The following is a 12715-nucleotide window of genomic DNA, read 5'->3' as shown; positions in this document are numbered from 1 at the left end:
TCAAGAGGTAGCGCAATGTCCAAAAAAACGGGAGAATCCGTTCCTCCGGACCCGGCCGCGGTCGCCGCGCGGGCCGCCGAAGCGGGGCACCGGCTCGCTCCCGGGCAGGCCGAGGCGCTGGCGCTGTATCTCGAACTGCTCATGCAATGGAACGCGCGCATGAATCTCGTGGGCGCGCGCACCTGGGAGCAGGCTTTCGACGATCTCGCGGCTGACTCCCTGCATCTGGCCGCGTTGCTGCGCGATCTTACGGCCTCGGGAATCCTGCCGGCCGAGCCATTGTGCCTCGATCTCGGCGCGGGGGCCGGACTGCCCGGCATCCCGCTACGCATCGTCTGGCCCCATGGAATCTATCATATGATAGAGCCCCGGGAAAAGCGCGCCCTTTTTCTGGGCGTAACTTTGGCCCGGCTCGGCCTGTCTGGCACGCACGCGATTCGGGCCAGGGCCGAAGACTTGCCCGAGCCACTTCGCCGTGCCAATCTCGTCGTTTCCCGCGCCTTCATGCCCTGGCGTGACTATCTCGCTCTGGCGAAAGGGCTGCTCGTTCCTGGCGGCGTCTGCCTGGTCATGGCCCTGGACGCGTTCGAGGACAAACCGCCTGAAGGTTTCGCGCTTGTGCGTCAGCAGGCCTACGAGGTTTTTCCGGAAGGCGTGGCCCAGAAGCGCTACTTCTGGTGTTTCACACCCGAGAGCGTTTCCAGGTAGCTGTCCTTGAAAATAATGCGCGTGGCCGTCTCGTCGGCCAGTTCGGCCACGTCCATGAGTTCTTCGAGGAACTCCAGGATGGCGTATTTTTTGTTCTGCGAGCCGTCGGCGAAGTCCGCTTCGAGCTTGCCGCTCTCGATGTATTCCCTGAGAGTGGCGAGGTATTCGGGGTTCAGCATCGTGGGTGTCTCCTGAGCGGGTCGGCCTAGTGGCGGCCCGACGGGGAATATGCCATGGGCTGTCTCCGGGGTCAAAGCTTGTTGGCCAGACTGTCCCAAAAGCACCATCTGCCGCGCTGCCGCAAAAGCGCCGGACCCTCGTGTATTCTTTGATACACGTCGGCCCCGGCGCTTTCTTGCGCCTTGCATCTGACACTTTTTGAACGGCCTGGAAGAAAATTATCAATCATCTCTGCTGTTCTGGGGTTTCTCGAACAGGCTGCGGAGAAGTATTTTTCAGGGAGTTCTCAGGCGTTGTGGTAGGGGATGTTTCGCCAGATGGCCACGGCCCGCCAGATTTGCTCGGTGAGCACGACGCGGGCCAGTTCGTGCGGCAGGGTCATGGGGCCAAGCGACAGCGTCAGCCGCGCGCGTTCGCGCACGGACCCGGACAGGCCGTAGGGGCCGCCGAGCACGAACACGGGTTCAAGGCCCGTCTCCACGATCTCGCGCAATAAACGCGAGAATTCCATGGAGGACATGGCCGCTCCCCGCTCGTCCAGGCAGACCACGGCGGCGCGGTCCGGCAGCCTGGCGAGGATGGCCTCGCCCTCCAGGCGGACGCGCTCCTCGGCCGGAAGGGACGCGGGCGCATCGCGCAATTCCTCGGCCGCGAGCCGGAAGTGGCGCGAGAGCAGCTTTTCGTAGTGAGCCGAGGCCGTCTTCCAGTGCGGGTTCTTCAGACGGCCGATGCAGATCAGGGTGATTCGTTTCATGGTCCGTTGGCGGTGGACCCTAGCCATACAGAGCCCGAGTTGTCAAAGCGCCTGCCATCACGTAGATGCAACGAAAGCATTCGTTTCAACGGAAGTCCCATGCACGCTCGTTTCCCCGACACCTTTCCCGCCGCGTTGCGGCTCTTGCCCGCGCTGCTGCTGGCCGTTTGCCTGCTCGTCCCTTCGGCCGCTCTGGCCCAGAAGCTCATCTTGGATAAGCTGGTCTTGGATAACCATGCTGGCGCCGTGACCGTGCGTTTTGGCATCCATATCGACGACATCTCCAAGATCGAAAATGAGCTCAAGAACGGCGGTGAGATGGAGCTTCGGATCAAGGCCATGCTCTCGCGTCGCCGCACTGGCTGGCTGGCCGCGGACCTGGCCGACAAGGAACTGGTCGGGGCTCTGGGCTACGATCCGTTGACCAGAGAGTTTCACGTGGTCAGGCCGGGCGCTGACAAGCCCGTCAAGGGAGGCGAACTCGGCCCCTTGATGAGCAGGGTATGGGGCGACGTTTCGCTTGAGCTCATCCCCTGGGAAAGCCTGGAGCGGGGCAAGGAGTATGTTCTGGACTTCGAGATGCGCCTGGCCCGCACGGACGTTCCCGGTTGGATCAGAACCACCCTGTTTTTCGTTTCCTGGGACGTCATCGGCGTGACCACCTACAGGCTCGACTTCACCTACTGAGACGGCGGGACCGTTCATGACCAACCCCGGATCAGGCGATAACGAGCCGCGGCGCGAGAACGGGGCGTTCGAGGTTGAACCGATCCGGGTGAGCGGCGACTCCACGCGCGAGCGCAAGCGGCGGCAACGCGAGTTGTGGCTGGCCTTTTTCGGTGCGCTTCTTATCATCGGCCTGACCTGGGCCGAACTCAAATACATCGGCGTTGATTCTTACCTTTTCCTGCCGCTTTTCAATTTCAATTTCGTCCTTTTGGCTGTCATCCTCTTCGTGGTCATCAGGAACATCGTCAAACTGCTGCTCGAACGAAAGCGCCGCGTGCTGGGATCGCGCCTGCGAACGCGTCTGGTTCTGGCCTTCATGATCCTGACGCTCGCGCCCACGCTGCTCATGTTCTTCATAGCCGTGCAATTCGTGCGCACAGGCATCGACTACTGGTTCCAGACCAAGATCGAAGGCTCCATGGAGCAGTCCCTGGAACTTGGCCAAGACGTCTACGTGGTGCTCAAGGAACGGCCGCGCAGGGTGGCGGTGAGCATCGAGGCGGACATCCGAACCCGGCGTTTTGCATGGGGCGGCACGGGCATGGGGCAGCTCATGGTGGAGAAGAAGTCTCAGCTCGGCTTGGGCTTGCTTGGCGTTTTCACCCCGGAGCTCACGGAACAGAACTGGCACATGGACCCCGAATTCGAACCGGCTTGGCGCGAGTTCCGCGACTCAACGGACTGGTGGCAGCTCGGCGAGGAAGACACGGCCTACGCGACCATCCTGCGCGGGGTGTATCAGGATGTAGTCATCTGCGCCCTGCCCGTGGACAAGGGCAAGACGGGTTTTCTCGTGGTCGGCGAGGGACTTGGCTCCAACATGCTGGAAAAGATGGACCGCGTGGTGCGCGGTGTGGAGGAGTACCAGACGCTCCTGACCTTGAAGGACCCATTAAAGCTGGCCCTGTATCTGACCATGGGCTTGATGACGGGCAGCATCGTGCTCGGTTCCATTTGGTTCGGTTTCCGTCTGGCCAAGGAGATATCCGCGCCGGTGCAGGCGCTGGCCATCGGCACGCAGCGCATCGCGCGCGGCGATCTTTCCGTGCGGCTGGAAGACAAGTCCACGGACGAGCTCGGCTTCCTCGTGCAGTCCTTCAACCGCATGGCCGAGGACCTGGAAGAGGGCCGGGAACGGCTGACGCGCGCCAACCAACGCTTGAATCAGCAAAACCTGGAGCTTGCCGCGCGCGGTTCCTACATCGAGGCGCTGCTCAACAACATCGCCGCAGGCGTCATCTCTCTGGACAGCCAGGGCCGCGTGAACACGGTCAACAAGGCGGCCGAATCCATGCTCGGCCTGGACGCGCGCTCCCTGGTCGGACAACGGCCCCTCGAAGCCCTGGTCGGCGAGCACCGTCGTTTGCTGCGCCAGCTTCTGGACATGGCCGCCTCCGGCACAGCGGGCCAGTGGCAGGAGCAGATCACGCTGACGCTGGGCAGCCGCGAGATGAAACTTCTCGTGAACGTGGTGGAACTGAAGCTGCCGGACGGAGCGAGGGCCGGGCTGGTGGCCGTGTTCGAGGACATCACCGAACTTGAGAAGATGCAGCGTGTTGCCGCTTGGCGCGAGGTCGCCCGGCGCATCGCGCACGAGATCAAGAATCCGCTCACGCCCATCAAGCTCTCGGCCCAGCGCCTGGAAAAGCGTTTCGGCTCCACTTTGAGCGATCCCGTGTTTCTCGAATCGATCCGACTCATCGTGCGCCAAGTGGAGAACATGCAGGCCATGGTCCAGGAGTTCTCGGCCTTCGCCAAACTGCCCGAGGTGGTGCTCAGGCCCGGCTCGCTGACCGCGCTCCTTGAAGAGGTTCGCGCCATGTTCGCCACGAGTCACGGAGGCATTTCGTGGACGCTCGACGTCTCGCACGACCTGCCAAAGGTCCGGTTCGACGCCGAGGGGCTGCGCAGGGTGCTCGTGAACCTCCTGGGCAACGCGGCCGAAGCCCTGGAAGGCAACGGAGTGGTCGAGATCGCGGCCGCTTTTGATCCCATCCTCAAACTCGTGGTCATCGAGATCCGCGACGACGGCCCGGGTCTCACCGAGGACGAACGGTCCCGCGTCTTCGAGCCTTATTTTTCGCGTAAAAAGGGCGGCACGGGCCTTGGATTGACTATCGCCCGGAGCATCGTCAGCGACCATCACGGCTTCCTGCGCGTCCGCCCGAACCAGCCGCACGGCAGCATTTTCGTCATCGAACTGCCTGCCGCCTGAGCGAAGATGCCGGCTTCGCCGTGACACCACGACCGAAAACGGTTAGATGATTCGAAGATCGAATCTCTGACCGGAGGTCAGCCATGCGGGTCATCATAACGGGAGGCACCGGGCTCATCGGCAGGCGGCTCACGGAGTCGCTTCTGTCCGACGGAGCGGAAGTGATCATCCTTTCGCGTTCCGTTACGCGCGTCCAAAGCCTCTTCGGCGGAAAGGCCAGCGCGGCCCTGTGGGATGGCAGGAGCGCCAAGGATTGGGGGCAGCTCGTGGACGGGGCCGACGCGGTAGTCAATCTGGCCGGAGCGGGCCTTGCCGACAGCCGCTGGACTCCCGAGCGCAAGAAGCTCATCCTCGAAAGCCGGGTCAATGTCGGTAGATCCGTGACCGAGGCCATTTCCCGTGCCTCGGTCAAGCCCAAGGTGCTCGTACAGGCCTCGGCCGTGGGCTATTACGGTCCGCGCGGGCTTCCCGCGGTAGACGAATCAGCGCCGTCGGGCGATGGATTCCTGGCCGAAGTCTGCCGCGCCTGGGAACCCTCCACCGAAGCAGTGGAAGAGATGGGCGTGCGCCGCGTGATCATCCGTACGGCCGTGGTCATGGCCGAGCATGGCGGTGCGCTGGCGCGCATGCTGCCCATTTTTCGGCTTGGCCTCGGTGGTCCGCTCGGCGACGGGAGCCAGGGCTTCCCCTGGATTCACCTTGACGACGAGGTGGGCGCGATCAGGTTTCTCATGCAGCGCGAGGAGTCGCGCGGGGCCTACAATTTGGCCGCGCCCGAAACCGTGGACAACCGCGCCTTCACTCGTGCCCTGTCCAAGACGCTCGGGCGTCCGGCGGTCCTCGGCGCACCGCCGTTCGCGCTCAAACTCCTGTTCGGCGAAATGGCCCAGGAGGCTCTGCTGTCCGGGCAGTTCGTACTGCCCCGCCGCCTCACGGAAGATGGGTACACCTTCAAACATCCAGTCTTGCTCGCGGCGCTTGAGGATTTGCTGCGGAAGGCTTAGACAAGGGCTTGGCCCAAAACATCCGGGGCGGCGGGAGCCGAAGGAGAGCATCGGGCGTGACACAGCAAGTCGGCGCGCGCATCTTGGTCGTGGAGGACGAAGCCATCGTGGCCCTGGACATCCAGAGCAGGCTTCGCAACCTCGGCTATTCCGTGGCCAGGGCCGTGTCTTCGGGCGAGGCGGCCATCGAGGCCGCGCGCGAGTTGCAGCCGGACTTGATCCTCATGGACATCATGCTCGAAGGCGAGGTGGACGGTATCACGGCGGCGGGCCACATCCGCGAGCGCCAGCAGATCCCCATCATCTACCTCACTGCTTATGCTGACGAGCAGACACTGCAACGGGCCAAGGCAACCGATCCCTTTGGCTACATCATCAAGCCTTTCGAGGACCGGGAACTGGCCATCAACATCGAAATGGCCCTGTATAAGCACAGGCTCGACCGCAAGCTGCGCGACAACGAGCGCTGGCTGCACACGACGCTGCACAGTATCGGCGACGGCGTGGTGGCCACGGACGCCGAGGGGCGCATCACCTTCCTCAACGCCGAGGCGGTGAAGATGCTCGGCACGGAAGACAGCCGTGCAGTTGGCCGAGAACTCGACGCGGTGTTGCATTTCTTCGACGAGATCGGCGGTGAACTCGTCCTGGACATGGCGGGCCGTGCGATCCGCTCCGGGGCGCAGCCCGAGGTGCGCGGCGACCTGATGCTTGTCGCCCAGAAGGGGGAGCGAGTGCCCGTGCAGGTCAGCATCGCGCCCATCTCTCGCGGCGACGGCGGCGTCATGGGGTCGGTGCTCGTGATCCGCGATGTTTCGGGGCGCCGTCAGGCCGAGATGGACCTCAAACGGACGGTCAACCAACTCAGGCTGACCGTGAAGCAGACCGTGAATGCCTTGGCCATCACCTCGGAAAAACGCGACCCCTACACGGCCGGACACCAGCAGCGCGTGGCTCAGCTCGCTTGCACCGTGGCCGCCGAGATGGGTTTGGACGAGGACATGATCGAGGGCATCCGGGTGGCCGGGCTGTTGCACGACATCGGCAAGATCTACGTGCCCGCAGAGATACTCTCCAAGCCCGCACGGCTGACCACCATGGAGATGGGGATCATGAAGACCCACTCCGAGGTGGGCTACGATATCCTGAAGGAAGTGCCCTTTCCCTGGCCCGTGGCCGACATCGTGCTCCAGCATCACGAGCGCATGGACGGCAGTGGTTATCCCAACGGTTTGAGCGGCGAAGAGATGCTGGTTCAGTCGCGCATCATCAGCGTGGCGGACGTGGTTGAAGCCATGTCCTCGCACAGGCCGTACCGGGCCGCGCTCGGCATTGAACGCGCCCTGGAGGAGATCAGCCGCAACAAGGGCAAACTCTACGACCCGGACATGGTGGACATATGTCTTCGACTCTTCCGCAACGGATTCCAGTTCCAAAGCGTCTGAGGAACAGGGGGGCTTCCCCGCTTCCGCTTCTCGCGCTGTGCCTTCTTCTTCTTATGCCCGCGTTGCAGGGCTGCGGCCTTCTGGCCGTGGGAACGGTGGCAGGCGCGGGCGCCATGGCCTATCGGGGCTATGAGAGCCGCGAGTTCCACGCCTCGCTCGATGAGGTCGCCGAAGCCTCCCGCCAGGGGGTGCGCTCCCTTGGGCTCTATGTGTTGAGCGAGGATCGCGGCGTCGAAGACGACGGCTCGGCGCGGCTCACCCTGCGTTCCGAGTTCACCGATACCACGCCGTTTCGCATTACGCTCAGGCAAAAGCCTGCGGGCGTGATCCTGGCCGAGGTCTGGGTGGGCAGGATCGGCGATCCGGAGAGGTCACGGCAGGTGCTCGACGCCATTTCCGCTCAGTTCGACGCCCGGAGGGAATGATGGGCCTCGTGCTCGTGGTGGACGACGAAGAGGACATCCGCTACTCGCTGCGCGGCATCTTGGAGGACGAGGGATACGACGTGGTGGAAGCAGTGAGCGCCGAACGGGCGCTCGAACTGGCCTCGGAACAGCGCCCGGACCTCGTTTTTCTCGACATCTGGCTGCCCGGCATGGACGGTCTGACCGCCTTGGATTCGTTGCGCGAGGATCAGCCCGAATTGCCCGTGATCATGATCTCCGGGCATGGCAGCATCGAAACGGCGGTTTCGGCTATCAAGAAGGGGGCCTTCGACTTCATCGAAAAGCCGCTCTCTCTCGAAAAGGTCGTCATCGCGGCTGACAAGGCCATGGAGTTCCGCGAACTCAAGCGCGAGAACACCGCGCTCAAGACGCGCATCCAGGGCGACCAAGTACAGCGCCTGACCGGGACGTCGCCGGTCATCCGCAAACTTTCGGAGCAGATAGAGCGGGTCGCACCCACGGACGCCTGGGTTCTCATCACCGGCGAGAACGGTACGGGCAAGGAGATCGTGGCCCGTATGATCCACGCCCAAAGCCGACGCGCCACGCGGCCCATGGTGGCCGTGAACTGCGCCGCGATTCCCGAGGAATTGATCGAGTCCGAGTTGTTCGGCCACGAACGTGGAGCCTTCACCGGGGCCGACCGTGCGGCCGAAGGCAAATTCGAGTTGGCCGACGGCGGCACGCTGTTTCTCGACGAGATCGGCGACATGAGCCTGAAGACCCAGGCCAAAATCCTGCGCATCTTGCAGGAGCAACGTTTCGAGCGGGTGGGCGGGCGCAAGACCATCACCGTGGATGTTCGAGTCATCGCCGCGACCAACAAGAACCTGCCCGAGGAGATTGTGGCCGGGAATTTTCGTGAGGACCTCTACTACCGCCTGAAGGTTTTTCCGCTGGTCGTTCCGCCCCTGCGCGAGCGGCCCGAGGACATCCGGCTGCTGATCGAGGATTTCGTGGCCAACATGACGCGCGACCACGGCTTTCGTTCCATCCGGTTCACGGACGAGGCCATGACCGTGCTCACCTCCTACCGCTGGCCGGGCAACGTGCGTGAGCTCAAGAATTTCGTGGAACGCATGCTCATCATGTTCGGCGGTCGCGAGGTGGCCCCGGCCGATCTGCCCCCGGAAATCACGCTTGCCGGAGGCGCGGGACGCGAGGACGCGGACATGTCCATCGACGTGACCGGTTTCGCGGCCGCAAGCGATTTGAAGACGGCACGCGCTCTGTTCGAGGCGAGGTTTCTGGAGGCAAAACTCCAAGAGTGCGGGGGCAACGTCTCGCGTCTGGCCGAAATGGTCGGCCTGGACCGCTCCTCGCTCTACCGCAAGCTCAAGACCTACGGCATTCACGCCCCGGATTAACTAGCCGTCCCCACGTTCCACCTGCGGTGTTGCCGTGAAGCAGCGGACGATGCCTGCTAGCCGTCTCGCCATTCGTGGAAGGGATCGTGCTCGCCGTACATGATGTCGAAGACCTCGGCGTACTCGCCCGCATCGCTCATGCGGCCGCGGTAGCGGGCCAGCCCCTGCATGGCCTCGTCGACCTTACGGCCGATGAGGGTTTCATAGCAGTCGATGGCTTCCATCTTGCGGTTCATGGTCTCGCTGATGTTCACAGCGTGGTCGTAACGCGCCAGGGGCGGGGCGATCTCGAAGCCGAAGGCGGTCAGGACGCAGCACGGCTCTCCATCGAGTCCCTCAGTGGTGGGCGAGGCTGCGGCCTCGATGCCCGCACGCACGCAGGACGAGAGTCCGGCGCGGTCGGGCGTGGGATCCTGGGCGGAGAAGGTGAAGATGACGTCGGGACGGTGTTTGCGGATGAGCTTGGCCGCGCGCATCATGGCCTCACGGCCGAACATCTGTGCACCCGGATCAATGAGCAGAAAAGCCACGTCGCCCACGCCCAGAATTTTTGCGGCCATGCGCGCTTCCTTGGCCAGGGCGTTCAGATTTTCTCCGGAGTAGGCGCAGAAAATGTTCACGGCGTTCCACCCCTGGTCGGTGAGCAGGGTCAAGGAACCGCCGCATCCCATGGCGATGTCGCCGGGCGTTAGGCCGAAAGAGAGAACGGTCTTGCTCATGATATCCGCCGGGGAAGCTGTGGGTTGGAAAATTTATCCGCATGGCTTTAGACCGATTCCGGGCGTTATGCAAGTCACGGCGCTTTAGGAACGATTTGGAAAAAGCACAACATTTCACCACCATTGATTGACAATGAAATTCGATTTCAATATAGACGGCTTCGCATGCATGCGACATCCGGCGTGGGGCCGGGTCGCGCGGGCAGAGAGGGGATAGGGCACGGCGTGCGCGGCGCCATCGCCCGCACCCCGCCATGATGAGCAAGGCGGGGGAGTGGTCGTGATCGCACGCTTTATATGCCGTCCTGCCGTTGTTGTCTTTCATACCTGTCATGGAGCGACGGATGACCAGCCCACGAAAGACCGTTCCCCTGCATTCGGCGCGTGTCGTGCAGCACGGGGCCGCTGTATCCGGATCAACACCTGAGCCCTCTGGCGGAGCGTTACTGGGAACACAGACCAGATCGAAGATTCAAGATTGCGTGGCGAGGCAGCCCGGCTCGGCCGGATCGCTTTGTCGCGCGGCATGCCAGACATACGGACCGGTCGCCCTGTCCATGCACGAACTGGCCGAATCGCTCGGCGCGGCCATCGACGCCAAGGATCGGTTCACGCGCGCCCATTCGGACGAAGTGGCCGTGATCGCTGAGATGCTGGCCCTGCGCTTGGGGCTGTCGGAGGCCGAGGCGACCATTGTGCACGTGGCCGGCCATCTGCACGACATCGGCAAGATCGGCCTGCCGGACAGCGTGCTGCAAAAACCCAACTCGCTGAGTCCCGAGGAATGGGCGCTCGTGCGGCGGCACCCGGCCATGGGGCACGACATTCTCGCCCCCGTGGGCTGCCTGTGCGCCTTGGGCGTGCCTGTGATGGTGCTGCACCACCACGAGCGCTTCGACGGTGGAGGGTATCCACACGGCCTTTCAGGCCAAGGCATACCGCTTGGAGCGCGCATCATCGCGGTGGCGGATTCGCTGTCCGCCATGCTTCAGGCGCGGGCTTACCGCGCGCCGATGCGTTTCGACGACGCCATGGCCGAGGTGCGGCGCTGCGCCGAAGGGCAGTTCGATCCGCGAGTGGTCGGGGCGCTCATGGAAATGGCCGACGAGGCCCGCGCGGCCCTGGCCGCCTGCCGCGAGGCCCTTGCGGCGCAAAGGAGAACGGGCTGAACGCATAGGCAGGCGCCTTCAACCCAGGAATACCCCTGCGCCATTCAGTGCTAGGATATTCGTATCTAGTACGCTTTTGCGTACGAAAGTGGGATCCAGTCGGCTTCAGGAGCCGATGATTTTGATCAGCACGCGCTTTCTGCGGCGGCCGTCAAACTCGCCGTAGAAGATGCGCTCCCAGGTGCCGAAGTCGAGCTTGCCGTCGGTGATCGCCACCACGACTTCGCGGCCCATGACCTGCCGCTTGAGGTGCGCGTCGGCGTTGTCCTCGCCGGTGCGGTTGTGGCGGTAGCGATCCACCGGCTCGTGCGGGGCCAGTTCTTCCAGCCATTCTTCGTAGTCGTGGTGCAGTCCGGGCTCGTCGTCGTTGATGAACACCGAGGCGGTGATGTGCATGGCGTTGACCAGCATCAGTCCCTCGCTGATCCCGGATTCCCGCACCGCGTCCTCGCACTGGGGGGTGATGTTCACGAACGCGCGCCGCGTGGGCACTTCGAACCACAGTTCCTTGCGAAACGACTTCATGGCGTATCTCCGTTCGGCCGATGGGTGTACAGTTCCCGGATGCGCTCGAGCCTTCGGCGGTTCACGCCGAAATCCCACCAGCCAAGGCGCGAGGCCGAGCGCAGGTGAATCGTCTTGTTGTACATGTCGAAAAACACGTCCACATCGTCCACAAAGCCAAGAAACGTGCGGAATTCGGCCTGTAAACTGTCTCGACCGCGTGTAATCGTCTTGCCTCCGAGCCGAGCGATGACCACGTCCATACGGTCGAGGGCGCGATTGAGCGGCAGCGACAGCGTGATCGGCTCTACGCGGCGTTCCGGTCGCTCGTGGCCGCTCGACGCGCAGTTGGGGCGTCGGGGGCAGGGCGGCAGGCCGCCTGGTTCGGCAGACGCATCGGGCGGCATGTATCAGGCTCCCTTGCCGGTATGGCAGCACCCCGGCCAGGAGTCAATGATTGCGACGCGCGATTTTATCTCCAGCGAAGGGGCGCCTTCGTGATTACATGCGGCATAAAGTTGTGGTACATGCGCGAACGAGACGACGACAGGGCAAGGAGGTCGCGATGAAGGTCGGATTCATGGGGCTTGGCATCATGGGCGAGCCCATGAGCCTCAATCTGGCCCGCAAGGGCCACGAACTGACGGTTTACAACCGTGAACCCAAGGATATTCCCGAGCTGACCCGCCTGGGGGCTGCTTTTGCCTCCACCCCCCGGGAGTGCGCCCGCAGGAGCGAGGTCGTGATCCTCATGCTCACGGGTCCCGAGGCCTGCGAGGAGGTGCTCTTCGGTCATGGTGGTGCGGGCGGCGACATGCTGGCCGGAAAGACTGTCATCAACATGAGCACCGTTTCCGTCGCCTTCACCCTCGATCTCAAAAACCGTCTGGACGCCCTGGACTGCACCTTCATCGACGCGCCGGTCTCAGGCTCGCGAAAGCCGGCCGAGGACGGCTCGCTGGTCATCCTGGCCGGTGGCGACGAGGCGGATATCGCCCGCTACGAGCCGCTTTTGCTGTGTATGGGCTGGAAGGTGGTGCGCTGCGGTCCGGCTGGCGCGGGCACACACATGAAGCTCGCGGTGAATCAGCTGCTTGCGGTGATGATGGCTGGGCTGGCCGAGATGATGTCCTTCGGCGAGCACGGCGGGCTCGATCCGGAAACCATGCTCGACGTGGTGCTCTCAGGACCGCTCTCGTGCAGCCTGTTCCAACTCAAGCGGCCCATGCTCGAAAACGGCGAGTTCCCCGTGCAGTTCCCGCTCAAACACATGGTCAAGGATCTGGGCTTCGCGGCCGAAGCGGCCGACAGCCTGGGGCTGAAGGCCCCGGCCCTGCACGCCGTGCACGAGGCCTTCATCCAGGCGTTCGAAGAGGGGCATGGCGAGGAGGATTTCGCGGCCGTGCGCACCGTGCTCTAGCAGACCGTTGAAAAAAAGCCTCATCTGCTGCGTGGCCGCGAAAACGCCAAACCCT

At 63.4% G+C, this 12715-nt stretch carries 14 protein-coding genes; 9 read left to right on the top strand and 5 right to left on the bottom strand.

The window, feature by feature from the left end; translation table 11 throughout:
• Positions 1 to 15 precede the first annotated feature (15 nt).
• Positions 16 to 708 (top strand): 16S rRNA (guanine(527)-N(7))-methyltransferase RsmG, encoded by a 693-nt coding sequence (locus DSAT_RS06755; RefSeq protein WP_020886829.1) that lies wholly within the window; start codon positions 16 to 18, stop codon positions 706 to 708.
• Here DSAT_RS06755 and DSAT_RS06750 read toward each other — a convergent pair.
• Together DSAT_RS06750 and DSAT_RS06745 are read right to left on the bottom strand one after the other, a co-directional pair.
• Positions 669 to 887: a hypothetical protein gene (locus tag DSAT_RS06750; RefSeq protein ID WP_020886828.1), complete on the bottom strand. Its 219-nt coding sequence runs from the start codon at positions 885 to 887 to the stop codon at positions 669 to 671. The genes DSAT_RS06755 and DSAT_RS06750 overlap by 40 nt on opposite strands.
• 287 nt (positions 888 to 1174) lie before the next feature.
• Positions 1175 to 1642: a 23S rRNA (pseudouridine(1915)-N(3))-methyltransferase RlmH gene (locus DSAT_RS06745; RefSeq protein WP_020886827.1), complete on the bottom strand. Its 468-nt coding sequence runs from the start codon at positions 1640 to 1642 to the stop codon at positions 1175 to 1177.
• A gap of 99 nt (positions 1643 to 1741) precedes the next feature.
• Between DSAT_RS06745 and DSAT_RS06740 the strand changes: the two genes are divergently transcribed.
• The 6 genes from DSAT_RS06740 to DSAT_RS06715 all read left to right on the top strand — a co-directional run bounded on the left by DSAT_RS06740 (position 1742) and on the right by DSAT_RS06715 (position 8848).
• Positions 1742 to 2329: a DUF4390 domain-containing protein gene (locus tag DSAT_RS06740; RefSeq protein ID WP_020886826.1), complete on the top strand. Its 588-nt coding sequence runs from the start codon at positions 1742 to 1744 to the stop codon at positions 2327 to 2329.
• A 16-nt stretch (positions 2330 to 2345) separates the two neighbouring features.
• The gene (locus DSAT_RS06735) at positions 2346 to 4586 is read left to right on the top strand and encodes a sensor histidine kinase (RefSeq protein ID WP_020886825.1); all 2241 of its coding nucleotides are present in this window, start codon (positions 2346 to 2348) and stop codon (positions 4584 to 4586) included.
• 83 nt (positions 4587 to 4669) lie between these two features.
• Positions 4670 to 5590 carry a TIGR01777 family oxidoreductase gene (locus DSAT_RS06730; RefSeq protein ID WP_020886824.1) on the top strand — a complete coding sequence of 307 codons (921 nt, stop codon included), beginning with the start codon at positions 4670 to 4672 and terminating at the stop codon, positions 5588 to 5590.
• A 56-nt stretch (positions 5591 to 5646) separates the two neighbouring features.
• Positions 5647 to 7035 (top strand): HD domain-containing phosphohydrolase, encoded by a 1389-nt coding sequence (locus tag DSAT_RS06725; protein WP_020886823.1) that lies wholly within the window; start codon positions 5647 to 5649, stop codon positions 7033 to 7035.
• Complete coding sequence (locus tag DSAT_RS06720; protein WP_371935786.1) at positions 7014 to 7460, top strand: DUF3568 family protein; 447 nt, start codon at positions 7014 to 7016, stop codon at positions 7458 to 7460. Before DSAT_RS06725 ends, DSAT_RS06720 begins: the two co-directional genes overlap by 22 nt.
• Positions 7457 to 8848 (top strand): sigma-54-dependent transcriptional regulator, encoded by a 1392-nt coding sequence (locus DSAT_RS06715; protein ID WP_040370961.1) that lies wholly within the window; start codon positions 7457 to 7459, stop codon positions 8846 to 8848. Before DSAT_RS06720 ends, DSAT_RS06715 begins: the two co-directional genes overlap by 4 nt.
• Before the next feature lie 56 nt (positions 8849 to 8904).
• On the opposite strand, the gene DSAT_RS06710 is transcribed toward DSAT_RS06715, so the two are convergent.
• Positions 8905 to 9567 (bottom strand): PIG-L deacetylase family protein, encoded by a 663-nt coding sequence (locus DSAT_RS06710; protein ID WP_020886820.1) that lies wholly within the window; start codon positions 9565 to 9567, stop codon positions 8905 to 8907.
• Between the two features lie 482 nt (positions 9568 to 10049).
• Between DSAT_RS06710 and DSAT_RS06705 the strand changes: the two genes are divergently transcribed.
• Positions 10050 to 10736 (top strand): HD-GYP domain-containing protein, encoded by a 687-nt coding sequence (locus DSAT_RS06705; RefSeq protein ID WP_235695930.1) that lies wholly within the window; start codon positions 10050 to 10052, stop codon positions 10734 to 10736.
• Positions 10737 to 10841: 105 nt separating this feature from the next.
• Here DSAT_RS06705 and DSAT_RS06700 read toward each other — a convergent pair whose 3' ends face one another.
• Together DSAT_RS06700 and DSAT_RS06695 are read right to left on the bottom strand one after the other, a co-directional pair.
• Entirely contained in the window at positions 10842 to 11261 is a 420-nt protein-coding gene (locus tag DSAT_RS06700; RefSeq protein WP_020886818.1) for a secondary thiamine-phosphate synthase enzyme YjbQ, read from the bottom strand.
• Positions 11258 to 11647, bottom strand: coding sequence for a DUF1499 domain-containing protein (locus tag DSAT_RS06695; protein ID WP_020886817.1), 390 nt, complete (start codon positions 11645 to 11647; stop codon positions 11258 to 11260). The genes DSAT_RS06700 and DSAT_RS06695 overlap by 4 nt, the downstream gene beginning before the upstream one ends.
• A 158-nt stretch (positions 11648 to 11805) precedes the next feature.
• On the opposite strand from DSAT_RS06695, the gene DSAT_RS06690 reads away from it, so the two are divergent.
• Complete coding sequence (locus DSAT_RS06690; RefSeq protein ID WP_020886816.1) at positions 11806 to 12660, top strand: NAD(P)-dependent oxidoreductase; 855 nt, start codon at positions 11806 to 11808, stop codon at positions 12658 to 12660.
• The last annotated feature ends 55 nt before the right edge of the window (positions 12661 to 12715 follow it).

Origin of the sequence: Alkalidesulfovibrio alkalitolerans DSM 16529, assembly GCF_000422245.1 — a bacterium.
GTDB classification, from domain to species: Bacteria; Desulfobacterota; Desulfovibrionia; order Desulfovibrionales; family Desulfovibrionaceae; genus Alkalidesulfovibrio; species Alkalidesulfovibrio alkalitolerans.
Note: the sequence above shows the minus strand (reverse complement) of the source record. Positions and strands in the feature narration are given on the sequence as shown.